The organism is Anaerocolumna aminovalerica, from assembly GCF_900115365.1.
Taxonomy (GTDB): Bacteria; Bacillota; Clostridia; order Lachnospirales; family Lachnospiraceae; genus Anaerocolumna; species Anaerocolumna aminovalerica.
In genome coordinates, this window is the sequence record NZ_FOWD01000031.1 from 1 (window position 1) to 16812 (window position 16812).

The 16812-nt window shown below is 35.8% G+C and carries 16 protein-coding genes; 6 read left to right on the plus strand and 10 right to left on the minus strand.

Going from position 1 to position 16812, the window contains the following annotated elements; all coding sequences use genetic code 11:
• Positions 1-163: 163 nt before the first annotated feature.
• From pgmB to BM183_RS15140, 6 genes are all read right to left on the minus strand, one after another.
• Entirely contained in the window at positions 164-805 is a 642-nt protein-coding gene (gene pgmB, locus BM183_RS15115) for a beta-phosphoglucomutase (RefSeq protein WP_091687711.1), read from the minus strand.
• Between the two features lie 141 nt (positions 806-946).
• Entirely contained in the window at positions 947-3247 is a 2301-nt protein-coding gene (locus BM183_RS15120) for a glycoside hydrolase family 65 protein (RefSeq protein ID WP_091687712.1), read from the minus strand.
• A 39-nt stretch (positions 3248-3286) separates the two neighbouring features.
• Positions 3287-4123, minus strand: a complete 837-nt coding sequence (locus BM183_RS15125; protein ID WP_091687713.1) for a carbohydrate ABC transporter permease — start codon at positions 4121-4123, stop codon at positions 3287-3289.
• Positions 4123-4998 (minus strand): carbohydrate ABC transporter permease, encoded by an 876-nt coding sequence (locus BM183_RS15130; RefSeq protein WP_091687714.1) that lies wholly within the window; start codon positions 4996-4998, stop codon positions 4123-4125. Before BM183_RS15130 ends, BM183_RS15125 begins: the two co-directional genes overlap by 1 nt.
• A gap of 189 nt (positions 4999-5187) precedes the next feature.
• Positions 5188-6492 (minus strand): sugar ABC transporter substrate-binding protein, encoded by a 1305-nt coding sequence (locus BM183_RS15135; RefSeq protein WP_207650154.1) that lies wholly within the window; start codon positions 6490-6492, stop codon positions 5188-5190.
• A 240-nt stretch (positions 6493-6732) separates the two neighbouring features.
• Complete coding sequence (locus BM183_RS15140; RefSeq protein WP_091687715.1) at positions 6733-7710, minus strand: LacI family DNA-binding transcriptional regulator; 978 nt, start codon at positions 7708-7710, stop codon at positions 6733-6735.
• Between the two features lie 568 nt (positions 7711-8278).
• On the opposite strand from BM183_RS15140, the gene rpoD reads away from it, so the two are divergent.
• The 6 genes from rpoD (at position 8279) to BM183_RS15170 (ending at position 14123) form a co-directional block, all read left to right on the plus strand.
• Positions 8279-9394: an RNA polymerase sigma factor RpoD gene (gene rpoD / locus BM183_RS15145; RefSeq protein WP_091687716.1), complete on the plus strand. Its 1116-nt coding sequence runs from the start codon at positions 8279-8281 to the stop codon at positions 9392-9394.
• Between the two features lie 209 nt (positions 9395-9603).
• Complete coding sequence (locus BM183_RS15150) at positions 9604-10317, plus strand: lysophospholipid acyltransferase family protein (protein WP_091687717.1); 714 nt, start codon at positions 9604-9606, stop codon at positions 10315-10317.
• Between the two features lie 166 nt (positions 10318-10483).
• On the plus strand, positions 10484-10732 hold the full coding sequence (locus tag BM183_RS15155) for a FeoA family protein (protein WP_091687718.1): 249 nt from the start codon (positions 10484-10486) through the stop codon (positions 10730-10732).
• Entirely contained in the window at positions 10733-12958 is a 2226-nt protein-coding gene (gene feoB, locus BM183_RS15160) for a ferrous iron transporter B (protein WP_091687719.1), read from the plus strand.
• 362 nt (positions 12959-13320) lie between these two features.
• Positions 13321-13788: a low molecular weight protein-tyrosine-phosphatase gene (locus tag BM183_RS15165; RefSeq protein ID WP_091687720.1), complete on the plus strand. Its 468-nt coding sequence runs from the start codon at positions 13321-13323 to the stop codon at positions 13786-13788.
• A 104-nt stretch (positions 13789-13892) separates the two neighbouring features.
• A complete protein-coding gene (locus BM183_RS15170; protein WP_091687721.1) occupies positions 13893-14123 on the plus strand; it encodes a hypothetical protein in 231 nt (76 codons plus the stop codon).
• A gap of 166 nt (positions 14124-14289) precedes the next feature.
• On the opposite strand, the gene BM183_RS15175 is transcribed toward BM183_RS15170, so the two are convergent.
• The 4 genes from BM183_RS15175 to BM183_RS15190 all read right to left on the minus strand — a co-directional run bounded on the left by BM183_RS15175 (position 14290) and on the right by BM183_RS15190 (position 16515).
• On the minus strand, positions 14290-14901 hold the full coding sequence (locus BM183_RS15175; RefSeq protein WP_091687722.1) for a manganese catalase family protein: 612 nt from the start codon (positions 14899-14901) through the stop codon (positions 14290-14292).
• Between the two features lie 3 nt (positions 14902-14904).
• Positions 14905-15159, minus strand: a complete 255-nt coding sequence (locus BM183_RS15180; RefSeq protein WP_091687723.1) for a spore coat protein CotJB — start codon at positions 15157-15159, stop codon at positions 14905-14907.
• Positions 15156-15473: a spore coat associated protein CotJA gene (locus tag BM183_RS15185; protein WP_242961020.1), complete on the minus strand. Its 318-nt coding sequence runs from the start codon at positions 15471-15473 to the stop codon at positions 15156-15158. The genes BM183_RS15180 and BM183_RS15185 overlap by 4 nt, the downstream gene beginning before the upstream one ends.
• Positions 15474-15651: 178 nt before the next feature.
• Positions 15652-16515 carry a YitT family protein gene (locus BM183_RS15190; RefSeq protein ID WP_308742460.1) on the minus strand — a complete coding sequence of 288 codons (864 nt, stop codon included), beginning with the start codon at positions 16513-16515 and terminating at the stop codon, positions 15652-15654.
• Positions 16516-16812: the final 297 nt, after the last annotated feature.

A 16812-nucleotide genomic window follows, 5' to 3' on the forward strand; every position in this document is an offset into this window, starting at 1 on the left:
ACTATTTTTTTCTTAAATTCAAATGAATATTTAGCCATAAAAATACCGACCTCTCAATCGCTAGATTTTTGGTCTAACTTTTGGGGGTCGGTACAAGGGTATTAATACTCTGGAAGGTCTATTAACGCAATATTACAAAGATACAAGTTCTTTAAAAATATATTTATTGAATAAAATCCATCAAGTCTGAAAATTTGGATAATCGATAGGTTATCCGGGAGGATTTTGCTGCTTCTCCTATCCCTGCGCAGTCCATATTGCCGGATAGGGCTGCTTCTACTCCAGACACAGCATCTTCTACTACCAGACAGTGCTCAGGCAATATTCCCAGATATTCGGCCGCTTTTTGGAATACTTCCGGGTCTGGTTTGGATTTGGTAATATTATTACCATCGGATATTGCATCAAAAAAGTTTTCCAATCCTATCTGTTTTAGAATCAGTTTCGTATTCTTACTAGAGGAACCGATTGCTAGTTTTAATCCAAGATTCCGAAGAGCATGTAAGGTTTCTACAACATCAGAGCTTACATCATTGGGAGTCATTTTATACAGAAGTTTCTTATAGATTTCGTTTTTTTCCTCTGTATATTTTACCTTGTCTTCGTAGGATAAAGCTTCTCCCTGATATCGTTCCAAAATAATTTCAAAGCTTTCCATGCGGCTTATTCCCCGCAATCTGTTGTTGATTTCTTCATCAAAATAGATACCCATTTTGTCTGCAAGCTCTTTCCAGGCAAGATAATGATAATAATCCGTATGGCAGATTACGCCGTCTAAGTCAAATATAATCCCTTCGTATTTCATAAATTCCTGCTTTCTGTCTATTTATATATCCAAGAATTATCCCTGTTATTAAGACTCTCTTATCACTGGAAGATAATATTCCGGAAATATAAATCACTGCTTTTGAAGTTTGATAAATGTTTCCTGCTACAATATTCTATTTTACACTTCAGTCATAATTAATACAATAGAATCTTTTAATTCATATGGTTTGTCATTTACATATATGTTCTTAGCTTCTCCCTTTAACAAAGTAAATATGACATTTTCTTTTGTTACTTTTACTTCTATATGGCTGCCTTCATAAATAATCTTAAATTCATAACCTTTCCACTCTTTCGGAAGTTTAGGCGCAAAGTATAGGCCTTTTTCTTTCAGCCGCAGACCCCCGAATCCGTATACAATGGCCATATAATTTCCGCCCATATTAGCCGTATGTATACCGTCTTTGGAATTCTGATGGGTGTTATATAAATCTAACATAGCAGAATCACCGAAATAATCGTATGCCTTATCCACATACCCTAATTTTGATGCCATAATACTAAAGATGCAGGCTGACAAAGAGGAATCATGGGTTGTAATCTTTTCATAGTATTCATAAGAATTCCTAATGGTATCCATCGGCTGGAAATCTTCAAATATAAAATGTGCCAGCACCGTATCTGCCTGTTTGCAGACCTGGTGCCTGTAAAGATACATAGGATGGTAATGTAGCAGCAATGGATAATTCTCTTTAGGTGTATGGTCAAAGTCCCAAACTTTTTTCTCTAAGAAAGAATCATCCTGAGGATTTATTTTTAATTCTTCATCATATGGAAGATACATCTGATCTGCCGCTTTTTCAAATTCCTTAATTTCTTCTTCCCTAATTCCTATCTTATCAACAATGGGTGCCAGTTTTTTCTCCTTTATCAACAAATAATAAAATTGAACCGCCCATTGCAGATTATATTTTGCTGATGCATTGGTGTAATAATTATTATTTACCATACAGGTATATTCATCAGGTCCCGTAACTTCATTGATTCTAAACCGGCCTTTGTAAAAATACCCTGTATCCATCCACAGCCTAGCTGTTTCAAAGATGATTTCTCCACCCTTTTCCGCTATAAAATCTATATCTTTCGTTGCAAGATAGTAGGATGTAATGGCATAAGCAATGTCACCGTTAATATGATATTGGGCAGAACCGGATGGAAAATATCCGCTGCACTCTTTTCCCATAATAGTTCTCCACGGATACAGTGCTCCCTTCTTATGTCCCAGCAGCTTTGCATTTTCTCTGGCTGAATCCAGAATTTTATAACGGTATTCCAGTAAACTTCTGGCAATGTCCGGATTGGTCAATATAAAGTAAGGAAGTATATACATCTCCGTATCCCAGAAGTAATGCCCTTCATAGCCTTCCCCACTTAGGCCTTTTGCCGCTATATTGCAGTGTTCATCTTTGCCAACAGACTGCATCAGTTGATACAGATTATAATTAACCGCTAAACTTAACCCATCATCTCCATCTATCCGGACAAAACTATTCTTCCAGTAGGAATTCAAGAATGCCTTCTGACGGTCATATAATTCATTAAGGGACAGGCTTAGGGCCTTTTTCATCTCCCCTTCTGCGCCTGCCTTACAGTCATCATATCGGATGGTGTCTGCAAAGACGGTATATTTGGTTAAAGTTACGGTTTCTCCGATCTGAATGGAGGAATCTATTACCGCTTCCATACTGTTTTCTTCTTTTTTTATGGTACAAGTACCTGCATTTGCACCTTCTTTTGATAGCAGGTTCGTAACACCGGTGCATACATATAAGCCGGATTTTGAAGTTCTTGATGTAATATAAGAAGTTTGATTTTCTATCTCCATCTTTTCCGGAAGGATATGGACAAAACTTTCCCCTGCCACCCTTGGGTCATTGGGGTTACTATAATTCAGCACATTACCTATATGACCGGATATAAATCGGATATCTCCATTGAAATTTAATGCTTTCACACTATATTCAATGGTAAATAAGGATAATTGATAAAAGGAGGTCATCCGCTTTATGATTATTTCTGCTTCTTTTCCCTTTGGAGATCTCCATTTTACCACTCTGCTTGTGAATCCCCGTTCCATGTCCAACAGCCGCTTGCTTTCTAATATGGTACCTTGAAACATAGAAAAGGTCTCTTCCCCTAGCTGAAGCAATATACTTTGTGTATCTGCCACATTTACCATCGTCTGCTTTTCTTCAGCCATGCCATATAATCTTTCCGCCTGTTTCATTTCAGAAATATTATAAAATCCGTTAACATAGGATCCCCGAATGGTATCATATCCATTTGGGTAGCCCTCTTCCAGATTTGCCCGAATGCCAATATATCCATTGGCATTGTGAAAAACAGTTTCGTTTAACATTAATTCATCATTATTTAAACTAAAATCATTGATTTCATAAACTAGTAATTCTTCTCTCATGCTTTTTCTCTTTCCTTATCCCTTCTCTTTTGGTGCACCTTATTTTAAAGCACCTGCTGCAACACCTTTAATAATATATTTTTGGGCACACAGATAGAATATAATAACCGGAATAATGGTTAACATCAGCCCTGCCATTGCCAGATTCCACTGAATAGTAAATTGTCCGAAGAAAGAAGCAGTGGACAAGGGAATAGTGCGCAATTTTTCTCCGGAAAGAACAAGAGATGGCAGCAGATAGTCGTTCCAGATCCAGATAACATCCAGTATAATTACCGTTACAGTAGTGGGTTTTAACATTGGAAATACAATTTTTGAAAATACTCCAAATTTGTTACACCCATCTATGGTTGCCGCTTCCTCTAATGATACGGGTATGGATTTTATAAATCCATGGTATAAGAATACTGCCATACTCGCTCCAAATCCAACATTCATGTAAATTAAACCACCTAAGGATTCCAGCATAGGTATATGCAGATTATTTCTAACCCAACCCATTACCTGCATTAAAGGCATCATAATAGTTTGAAAAGGAATCAGCATAGTTGCAACAAAGATCATAAATAAGGTTTTGCTTAATTTGTCATTGGTTCTTACTAACATCCAGGCAGTCATAGAAGCCAAAACAACAATGATTGCAATAGAAATAATGGTGACAATGAGAGAGTTGCTAAATGCCTTAAGGAATCTCATTTTTTCCATAGCAGTAACATAGTATTCTTTCGTAAATTTACCCGGTAAGGCTAACATATTTTCATAAAGTTCCTGGCGGTTCTTAAAAGAGTTAACAAAGACCATGTAAACAGGAAATAAATAAAATGCACATGCCGCCAGTAATAGAATCTCTCCCAGAATCCTGACTACTCTTTTCATTACATAACCACCTCTTTCTTCTTGGTTATTGAAACCTGAATTAAGGTTATGACTGCTACAACAACAAAAAATATAATTGCTTTCGCCTGCCCATATCCATAATGATTCAGAGAGAATATTTCATTGTATATATTCATCGCAAGCATTTCCGTTGCCCTGTTGGGTCCGCCTTTTGTTAAGGATACATTTACGTCATAAATCTTAAAACAGTTGGACAACGTCATAAACAGGCATATTGTAAAAGAAGGCATTATAAGCGGAAATTTAATCCGAAACAAAGTCTGCCAGAAGTTTGCCCCATCCACCTGGGCAGCTTCCACCACATCTTCCGGTATCGCCTGGATACCTGTTATATAGATAATCATTATATAGCCCGCCATTTGCCAGGTAGCTACGATAATCAAGGCAAACAGTGAAAATTTAGGATCCAGAAGCCAGCTGAAGAATATATTTGTAAGCCCTGTAGTTTCCCCTATGGATTTAAAAACATCAGTAAATATGAACTGCCATATATAACCCAGAATTAAGCCGCCGATTAAGTAAGGCATGAACAACATGGTTCTGGCTATATTCCGCACTTTAAGTTTACCGGTTACCAATAAAGCAAATGCTAAACCTAAAATATTAATAATCAAAACCGCAGCTACCGTGAATAACAAAGTATGCCCGGCAGAGCTTATAAAGTTTTTATCTGAAAACAATTGTATGTAATTAGAAAACCCTACAAAAGTTTTTTTATTTAACGGCATTCCATCCCATGATATAAAGGAGTATCCAATTCCAATAAAAAAAGGAATTATGACAACCGTTGTAAATACAAATACAAGAGGTAATACAAACAATGCATACCAAGCCTTGTCACTTTTTCGCTTCATTAAATCCCTCCTGCCATGTCGGATATTCATAATCCTAACTATCAACAATCTGTATGTCATACTGAAGGCTTTTACCAGGAAGAGCTTTACATCTGAATCTCTCCACCAGGCTTAGAATGACATTTTGATATACCTTTTCTTACAGAATACAGCCGGGGTCTATGCTCCGACTGTATTGGCAGATCAGTATTACTTACCGGCTTCTACAAATGCTTCATTTAAAGCTTGCAGTAATTCCGTTCCGGTCATATTTGTTGTAAAGAATTCTTGTGCAACTGGCACTAAGTAAACATCAACAATACCAGCCGGCCAGTAGGAGTTCATTGGCCATGGAATAGTTTTGCCGCCATTGGTATATTCTGCAACAGCTTGTGAAAGTGGATCCAGTTTTTCGTTTTTCATATTTGCAACAACCGGAATAAATCCGAACTCTTCCATTAAATACTTCTTTCCTGTTTCACTGGTATATAACCACTCTATAAAATCCTTTCCTGCCTGAATTTCAGCATCTGTAGCCTGAGAATTTACATACCAACAGGTTGGAACGCTTACAGCAATTTTATCATTGCCCAATATAGGAAGGGGCATCATACCCATTTCAAAGTTAACATCATAATCCGCAAACATGCCGTAACACCAGTTGCCCTGATGAATAGAAGCGGATTTACCCATGGCAAAATCACCGGTTTCTTTATCATATTTAACTTCAAGAGGATTATTAGTATTCTCTCTTATAGCTTCCATGAACTTTGCAAATTCTACAAACTCAGGTGTTTTTTCAAGAGTTACTTCTCCTTTAATAAGCTGTTCAACATAAGCCCCAGGGTCTCCTTGTAAGGCAAAAGGAGTATTCAGAATATGCCCGATTAAGAAATAGCTTTCAGAAGATAAACTAAATCCATTAATACCGGCATCTTTTTGTTCTTTCAGCATTGTTTCGAAAGAAGCGAAATCTGTAACCTTTGAAGCATCTATTAAACCTTTATTATAAACAACACCAAATCCCTCAACAGTATAAGGAATGCCCGTTACTTTCCCTTCTTTAACATCAGCCATATTCTCGGCAATATCACCTACGAAAGATAAATCACTTAAATCTGCCAAGTAAGCAGAAAGTTCATTGGACTCTGAACCAGGGGCAAGAGAGAACACTGTAGGTCCCTGATTATTACCCAGTTTAATTTTTAGTTGCTGTAAATAATCATCCCCTGTTGTATTCCATACTTCCACTTCAACTCCTGTTTCTGCTTTGTATTCCTGTGCAAGTGCTTTTAGCTGATCAGTAATTTCTACTTTTGACTGAAATACAACTATCTTCTTTGCAGATTCTGTTGTTCCTTTTTCTTCTGAATTTGTCTTATCTTCTTCCTTTTCCGCAGTCTTTCCATCCGAATTGGCTGACTTGTTATCTTTTGCCCCTCCACATCCGGTTAAGGTCATAATCCCAATCAGGGTCATAACTAGTAAAATACGAAATATTTTTTTCATTTTCATCGTTCCCTCTCCTTCATAAACATTTTTAATAAAACGTTACACTATTATATTAGGGCATATTCCCATATATGTCAACTATTTGTTTGCTGTTTTTGATTAAATTGCACAAATTTGATTATTTTGCATAGTAAAATTAAAATAAAACCACTATTAAAAGCTTGCTTTTGTAACTTTTAACAGTGGTTTTATTAAAATCTAGTAAAATATTAATTATTATTTTACTAAATTACATATTTATCTCTATTTACTCTTCTTTTCAGAAACACTATTTCTCCATATAATCTTAGCCGATATTTTAAAGGGTTCTACATTCCGTTTACCTCTGATATTCTCTATTAAGTACCTGGCTGCAATATAGCCTCGTTCATAGTTAGGAATGGAAACAGTTGTAAGCCCCATAGGTTCTGCTAAATCACAATTGTCAAATCCCGTTACAGCAATGTCACCGGGCACCCGTATTCCATTGTCCCTGAAAGCTTTAATCGCTCCAATAGCCATATTGTCATTGGCACATACCAAGCAATCCGGAAGTTCCTGGCTTAATAAAAGAATCTTAGCTGCTGTATAGCCGCTCTTTTCACGATAATCTCCTGCAAAATAAGATTTTTGCTGAAAATTAATTCGATTTGCCTCTAAAACATCTCGAAATGCTTTATATCTTTCTTTATTGTCTGCTGTTTGCTCCGGTCCTCCCACAAATCCAAAATGGCGGTAACCTCTGTCAATAACTCCTTGAATAAGCTCGCTCATAGGATCGTAATTATTTACCACAACGGATTTGATATATGGGTTGTCCAAGATTCTGTCCAGAACTACAATAGGGTAATTTTCACCGGCTATTTTAATTAAAGTATCATCCTTCATATTCTTGTCCAATATGATGCTTCCGCTGCTTAGATTGCTTCGCATATACTTTTCGGATGATTTATCCGTGCAAATTATCAAATCAAAATCATTGTCATTGACATAATCACTAATGCCATTAATAATTTTTAAATAAAAGCTTCTGTCAAAATCACTGAAATTAAATACAATCGTATTACTTTTTCCTGTTTTTAATGTCTTACCTACGCTATTAGGGTAATACCCCATCTCTTTGCATATATTCAGTATTCTTTCCCTGGTTTCTTCACCTACATTCTTTTTTTCGTTTAACACATTAGAAACCGTAGAAATAGAAACTCCTGCGGCTTTTGCCACTTCTTTTATACCAACCATATTCCCTGCCTCCCAGAATACTCTTTCTTATAAATTATTTTACTTCTTTTTTAAATATTTTACAACAATTTTATTAATATTTTACTAAATAATTTGGCAAATTATATCATTGCTGTTATTGGAGGAATGAATTTTCTCCTCCGAAAAACTTCCTAATCTCTAAATGCTGGCATAAAAACAATATAAATCTAGTATCATATCATTAAGAATGACTAACTCCAAAGATTTTTTTGTAGTCTTACACACTCCCATATTTGTAACATATAATAAAGAAGTACCCTATTTGCAAACTCTAAAGATGAGGCTCTTTCACCTATGCTTAATGTAGAAAATTTCTCTTTCTGTAATAGAAAAAATTTCTCTTTCTTTATAGTACTTGCTGTGCTATAATGTTATTTGGTGATAATGACGCCATAAGAAACGAATTTACTAAGTATATTTCCATGAAAACACATTTCTTTTTTTATCATGGTAATGTAAATAGTTTCTTTTTTTATTCGATTAAGTTTTATTTAACATATAAGATATTTTTCTTTTGAATAAAGCAGCAAACACTTGGAGGAACGCAATGAACGATGTAGTACATAATTTTGAAGAGAGCTTAAAAGAGTTATTAGCTTTTGCAAATGCTAATAAGGGTATTGTTGAGGTTGATAAGGTAAATGACTTTTTTAAAGAGTTAAACTTGGATGTTAGGCAAATAGATAAGATTTATGAGTATTTGGAAGCACATAACATCGTTGTTTTAAATCCTGTAGAAGAGGACGAGCCGGATGACGATACACTTTTAGAATTAGAAGAAAGTGAAGAAGCTGCATTACTTGAATATGATGATGCTTCCTTTGCATCTACCATAACAGATGATCCGGTAAAATTGTACCTAAAAGAAATCGGTACCTATCCTTTGCTATCTGTTTCAGAAGAAATAGAATTAGCCAAAAAAATAGAGGAAGGAGATGCTCAGGCCAAGCAAATGTTAGCAGAATCCAACCTCCGTTTAGTGGTTAGTATTGCAAAACGTTATGTGGGCAGAGGTTTATCTTTTCTTGATTTAATACAGGAGGGTAACTTAGGTCTAATTAAGGCAGTTGACAAATTCGACTATAACAAGGGTTACAAATTCAGTACTTACGCCACATGGTGGATCCGCCAGGCAATTACAAGATCCATTGCCGACCAATCCCGTACTATCCGTATCCCGGTACATATGTCTGAAGTAATTAATAAAACATACCGAGTATCCAGAAACCTGCTTCAAGAGCTGGGCAGGGAGCCTTCCGAACAGGAAATTGCAGATGCTATGAAACTTCCTATTGAAAAAGTAAGGGAGATTTTAAAAGTTTCTGCTGATCCAATTTCACTTGATACTCCAATCGGCGAAGAAGATGACAGCCATTTGGGAGATTTCATAAAGGACGATTCCATTATGGGACCTGAAGAAGCCGCCTCTTATGCAGTTCTTCAGGATCAAATCGCTAAATTGCTGGAAACCTTAACAGATAGAGAGCAACGTGTATTAATTCTACGTTTTGGATTACAGGACGGCAGAACTCGCACACTGGAAGAGGTAGGCAAAGAATTTAATGTAACAAGAGAAAGAATAAGACAAATAGAAGCAAAAGCACTAAGAAAATTAAGACATCCAAGTAGGGCCAGAATGTTAAAAGGATATGATATTATATAAAAGAAGCTTCACTGGAACAGTAAACTTTTGTAATTTCAGAGAAAGCTGGAAATCATGAAAAGAACTTTCCGTTTATATCACCCACGAAACTTTAAAATATAAACAGAATTAGATTAATTACATGTTACTTGCAAATGCTGATTGGAATGTCAAGATGAAGAAAACATTTTATTTTCTTGATATAATACATGAAAGGCTGGGAGTCAGCTATGAAACGAATCATTTTAATGGCAGTTAGGAGCATCTTCCAACTACCTTTTTGGTTTTATAAAATACGAAAATTATCTAATGCAGAGAAATACCATGAATCAACTAGATATGCTTTACTGCATCATTTAACCCCAATTGCAAACCGCCGCGGCCGGGTCAAAATAGAGTGCCACGGACTGGAGAACCTTCCTAAAGAGGACGGATATGTTTTATATCCAAATCATCAGGGATTATTTGATGTATTAGCAATTTTAGAGACTCATGAACGTCCGGTTTCTACTGTATCCAAAAAAGAAGTTGAAGACCTTTTTTTCATTAAATATGTTTTCCGAATGCTGGGTACCAAATTTATTGTCCGGGAAGACGTACGCCAATCCATGAAAGTTATGATGGAGGTAACCAAGGAACTGAAAGAAGGACGAAATTATATAATATTTGCAGAAGGAACCAGATCTCGTGATAAAAATAATATTCTTGAATTCAAAGGCGGCAGTTTCAAATGTGCTGCTAATGCCAAATGTCCAATCGTTCCGGTAGCAATTATTGACTCCTACAAAGCTTTTGATACCAATTCTTTATCTAAATTAACCGTTCAGATTCATTATCTGAAGCCTCTTTATTATGAAGATTATAAAGATATGAAAACAGTGGAAATTGCCGAAACGGTTTCTCATATGATTCAAAAAACAATTAAAGAAAATGAAATAATTTAAAACAATAAATATACATATTGTTTTGTTTAATAACAGACCTTGGACAAACTGCTTTCTAAGGTCTGTTTCCTTTTTGATAAGAGCATTTTACTAATTAAATTGAATATGCACATGTTTTGAATTGGGGCATAGGATATTAAGACGTTTATTTAGAGGAATTTTTTCCATGGCCAAAAATTATCCGCTCTCTATGTTATCAGTAGGAAGTTCTGCAATTATACAAAGTTCTGATGATACTTACTCTATGAAGAGGCGCTTATTGGATCTTGGCTTTTCTGCCGGTGCAAAAGTAAAATGCATTCAGTCTGCACCATGCGGTGATCCAATTGCTTACTCTATTCGAGGTACTATTATTGCTTTAAGAAACGATACAGCTCAGAAAATAATAGTAGAGAATATAGAAGGGGTTGATTAAGTGGGTCTGAGTCTTAATTCCGTTGGATATAGGGCATCAAAATCATCCCCAGAACTAAATGATAAGGAAGGTCATGTTATTGCCCTGGCAGGTAATCCTAATGTAGGCAAAAGTACCGTTTTTAACGGTTTAACAGGAATGAAACAGCATACCGGTAACTGGCCGGGCAAAACCGTCGTCAGCCAGACTGGGAATTGTGTATACGAAAACCAGAATTACTTACTTGTAGATTTACCCGGGACTTATTCCCTGATGGCACATTCCAGGGAAGAGGAAATTGCAAGAAATTATATTTGTTTTGAAAATCCGGATTTGATTATAGTTGTCTGTGATGCCACCAGTCTTGAACGTAATTTGAATTTGGTTTTACAGATCATGGAAATAACCAATAAAGTTCTGGTTTGCGTAAATCTTATAAATGAAGCCCGGAAAAAGCATATTTTACTGGATTTAGAAAAGCTGGAAAGCATATTAGGCGTTCCGGTTATTGGTATAAATGCCTTTCGAAAAATGGATCTGAAGGAGCTTCTGAAAAAAGCTTCTCATATAATTAACAACAATTCTTACGGGACTCCCAAACCAATTCTGTACTCTGAACAAGTGGAAGAAGCTATCAAGGAATTAGAGGTATTGTTACAGGAATTTCTTCCGGAACATTTAAACAGCCGCTGGATAGCCATGAAGCTGCTGGAATGGGATGATACTTTAATACATTCTTTAAATCATTATCTGGACATAGATTTATATCACTATACAGAGATTATTAATAAAAGAAATAGAGCCCTGGAATCTTTACATAAACACGGTATAACAAGAAGGGTTTGCGAAGATGTAATGATTATAGAATTGTTACATAAGGTTGAAACATTAAGTAAAAGCGTTATCAGTTACCAGAATATTAATTATGATACAAAAGACAGAAAAATTGATCGCATATTAGCCGGAAAACGGATCGGTTTTCCTATCATGGTGTTACTACTGCTGTTAATCTTTTGGATAACCATATGGGGAGCAAATTATCCTTCTCAATTACTATTTCGGTTTTTATTCTTTATAGAAGATAAATTAATGGAATTAACCTCTTACCTGGGCTTTCCAAAATTTTTACAAGGACTTTTTATTCAGGGAGCTTACCGGGTACTGGCATGGGTGGTATCGGTTATGCTGCCTCCTATGGCTATCTTCTTCCCTATGTTTACCTTATTGGAGGACCTTGGTTATCTGCCCCGCATTGCCTTTAACCTGGATCATTATTTTAAGAAGGCCTGTGCCTGTGGAAAACAATCTTTAACTATGTGCATGGGATTTGGCTGTAATGCTGCCGGGGTAACCGGATGTAGAATCATAGATTCTCCAAGAGAACGGCTGATTGCCATGTTAACCAATAATTTTGTTCCCTGTAACGGAAGATTCCCTACTATCCTTTCCATTATTACCATGTTTTTTGTTACCGGAATATTGGGTACTCATAACATACCATCCTCTAACTATATAGAAAGTACAGCAAATACTGCTTCGGCTTCGTCTATCCTTTCATACAATATATTAAGCTCTTTACTATCTGCTGCAATTTTAACAGGCGTTATTATCTTAGGTGTGGTAATAACTTTTGTTGTATCCCGCATATTATCGAAAACCATTTTAAAAGGGGTTCCTTCCTCTTTTACTTTAGAGCTTCCTCCCTATCGAAAGCCACAAATAGGGAAAATTATCATTCGCTCCATATTTGACCGGACATTATTTATTTTAGGCAGAGCAGTGATAATCGCTGCCCCTGTAGGATTCATTCTTTGGCTGGTGTCCAATGTCAGAATTGGCAATATTGCTATATTAAATTATTGCACCAATTTTTTAGATCCCATAGGTAGGTTAATGGGCCTTGACGGAGTTATATTAACTGCTTTTATACTTGGTTTTCCTGCTAATGAAATCGTACTGCCTATCATCATAATGACTTATCTGGCAAATGGCACCATTATGGAATTTGATAATCTAGCGGCCTTAAAACAGCTTCTGGCAGCACAGGGATGGACCTCCTTAACTGCCATATGCACCATCTTGTTCTCCTTAATGCACTGGCCATGTTCCACCACTTGCCTGACCATTAAAAAAGAAACCGGAAGTTTAAAATGGACTGCTCTGGCAATTGTTATACCAACTGCAGCGGGCTTCTTTATTTGCACTATAGTTGCTGCAATAGGCAGAATAGTTATCCACATTATATAGAACAGATTTTCCTTTTATCTCAGAATTCTTATATTTAATACAAAAGAATTAGACGAAGTCGATTTCCTTAGTAGCACTGAATAAATATTCAGTGCTATATTTCTATGTACAAATTTGATATAATAGATTCAGTTAGTAAAATCAGAATTATAAATATCAATAAATCCCGTGTTAATGGGGTGGTTTAATGATGTTCGTAAGTGCATGTATAACTTTACTTTTAATAGGTGTAGGTTCTATTGTGTTCTTTTTTTGGTAAATTTTATTTAATCCTAATTTCATAACAAAGGGTTTAAAAAGGCACGGGGAGTATGGCTGAAATGCCAGAAACCTTGAAAATATAGAATAAGGAGTTTGAGAATATGATAAATGTAATGTTCGTCTGTCATGGCAATATTTGCCGTTCTCCAATGGCGGAATTTTTATTTCGTGACATAGTTACTAAGAAAGGACTTGGCGGTGATTTTCATATCGCCTCTTCTGCTACCAGTACTGAGGAAATTGGTAATCCAGTCCATTACGGCACCAGAAATAAATTAAATGAATACGGCATATCCACAAAAGGAAAATATGCTGTACAGCTGACCAGGAAAGATTACGACAAATACGATTATCTAATTGGAATGGATCAAAGAAACATTATAAACATAAACAAAATCGTAGGCTCTGACGGGAAAAATAAAGTAAAAAAACTCTTAGACTTTACTGCTAACTCAAGAGATATAGCAGATCCCTGGTATACCGGAGATTTTGATCAGACCTACCGGGACATTTATGAAGGCTGTGAAGCCCTATTGGATTATATCATGAACCAAGATAGCGATTCATGATTTTGCACTACGTTCAGAACTTGCAAGAATAAGCTTGCAGTTCTTCACTCCATTTGGATTATATCATGAACAACAACGGTAACTAGCTGTAAGGAGGCTGAAAAATGCGGGAAGTAACTTTTAAAATGGAACGTCAAGGTTTAGTAAAAGAAGGTGATGAAGTCAGTATCATCGAGCGTCCTTCCCCGGTTAATTATTCTTATATCATAGAACCTGCCGTAGCAATGTCTGGATGTATTCCATTTAGCGAACGAATCAAATCTAAAACCGGCATTGTGAAAGAGGTAAAACATACCCAGCGAGGTTATTATGTAGTAGTGGAATTTAACGAATAGTTAATGAATGCTTACCTCTGGGATACAAATAATTGTTAATATCATAAAAACACCTTAAGAGGGTAAAGGAATGGCATATGCAATGAAGCCAATCCTTTACCCTTCAAGATATTTACAACTTAAAGCAGCATTATAATATGTTATCAATAACATATTGCATCATACATTATTTTAATTTTAAATTTCTATCAAATTCCGGGTTAAAAGCATAGAAGTTTCTAGAATCTAATTTATCTTGAACAATTCTTAGTGCTTCACCAAATCTTTGATAGTGAGCAATTTCTCTGGCTCTTAAGAAACGAATTGGATCTGCTACATCTTCATCTGTTACCATACGTAAGATATTATCATAAGTGGTTCTTGCTTTTTGTTCTGCCGCCATATCTTCGTGAAGATCTGTAATTGCGTCTCCTTTTGATTGGAAAAAGGTTGAAGTAAAAGGCATTCCACTAGCTGCCTGAGGCCATAATCCTACGGTATGATCAACAAAATAAGTTTCAAAACCTTGGGCTTTAATCTCTTCAATAGTAAGGTCTCTCGTTAGCTGATGCACGATGGTACTTACAATTTCCATATGAGCCAATTCTTCTGTTCCTATGTCATTCAATACACCTGCCACTTCTCTATAAGGCATGGAGTATCTTTGAGAAAGATATCTCATGGAAGCTGCCAATTCTCCATCTGGACCACCAAATTGAGTGATGATGAACTTAGCCATTCTGGCATTTGGGGTTTTAATATTTACAGGGTGTTGTAATCGTTTTTCATAACTCCACATAAATTAGCACTCTCCTTCCCATGGCCATGGCTCAGTAACCCAAGTCCAAACATTTTCTGCGTTTACATCATAAGAAGAGATAGGACCAAAACAATCTCTATACTCTTTTATAGCTTCATTTCTTAATTGTCTATAATTTTCGTAATACTCTAAAGCGTCCTTGTCACACGGATGGGTATCAAGGTATAGCTTTACATCATCAATAGCAAAACTTACTTCTGTAATACAGCGCATTAATTGTTCTCTGCTTCTTGTCATGATCTATCACCCCTCATTCCACATCCACATGTGTTGTTTTTGTATCCGCAGAATGGTAGTACTAATTCTTCGAATATAGTACCATGAGCAAGGCCTGTAGGTGCGTCAAATACCTTTCTCCATTTTTGGAACGGGACATATGCCATAGCTAATGGCATTCTATCCAGGCATGTATTTGCAAGATCTTCGTTGCAAATTTCTCTTTTTACTTCTTCTCGCAACTCAGATTCACAGCCACAGGAATCATCAGAATTCCGGTATGGTTCCATCATTCTACGATTGGAACGTCCATACCTTTGTTGTCTGTAATCCATTTAGTAAATCTCCTTTATTTTATATATACCACTATTTTATGAAACTAATTTTGTATGGTGACAATTAAAATAAAGAAAGACACATATTCTACGGATTTATCACATAGAATATGTGTCAAAATAAATAAACAAAATTGAATTTCCCTAAAAGAACACTACAAGCCTGTTTAACCTTATATTAACCTCGAAATCCCCGCCCAATGATTTCACTTGTATTGGTTATTAGCATAAATGCTTCCGGCTCAGTCTGTTTTATAAACTTACGTAATTGAATGGCCTGTACACGGCTCATTACAGTTAGAATAATTTTTTTATTCTTATGTGAAAATGCCCCTTGCGCTTCAAATACAGTAGCACTTCTATTTAAACCATTTATAATATAATCACAAATAGGATTTGGATCTTCGCAAATCACTGTAAAATACTTGTGTAAATTCATATTTTCTATTGCACTATCTACTACTGCTGATTTTAATATCAACCCAAGTAAAGAAAGTAACCCCGTTTTTACATCAAAAACCAGAAATGCAGCTAAAGTTAATAATAAGTCCGTATAGAATAACGAGCGTCCTATATCTGTATTCGTGTACTTTTTCAGTAACATGGCAACAACATCCGTACCCCCGGTGGATGCGCCTATATTAAAAAGTATGGCCGCTCCTGCTGCCGGAAGTGCAACAGCAAATGCCAGTTCCAAAACCGGCTCATTAGTTATTGGTCTATTCATTGGTACAAGGACTTCTAATGCCTTTAAAGCCAGAGACATTAAAATACTTCCATATGCTGTCCTGTTTCCAAAATTTTTCCCTAAGATAAGGTATCCAACTATAAGTAATAAAATATTAACTACTAAAACTATAGTTCCTGAGCTGACCCCTTCACCAAAAAAGCTGCTTAGAAGTATTGCCAGTGCAGTAACTCCCCCGATGGAAAAATTATTTGGAAATTTAAAAAAGTATACTCCGACAACTACCAGCAACACTCCAATTGTAATCAGAACATACTCTTTCACTTTTTCTTTCATAGTATTAAATGGTATCACAGGTCCTCCTCTAAAATACACTTAAGCCTCTATACAAGTATATTTTTATCATGCTATTATAGCTAAATTTGCCATTACTCCACTCCATAGTATGCTATTGTCCAACTAAAAAGTCAAGGGTTTATTACAAAAAAACACTTATTTCGTCACTTGCAAGACATTGGTATTATAGCATTTACATCCTATATAATAAATAGACTTTTATGTCTATTTATATGCAAGTTTAAATACATATTAAGATTCCCAGAACAGACAAGGAAATAATAAAATTCCTTATACCCTTGTAATATTATTTAT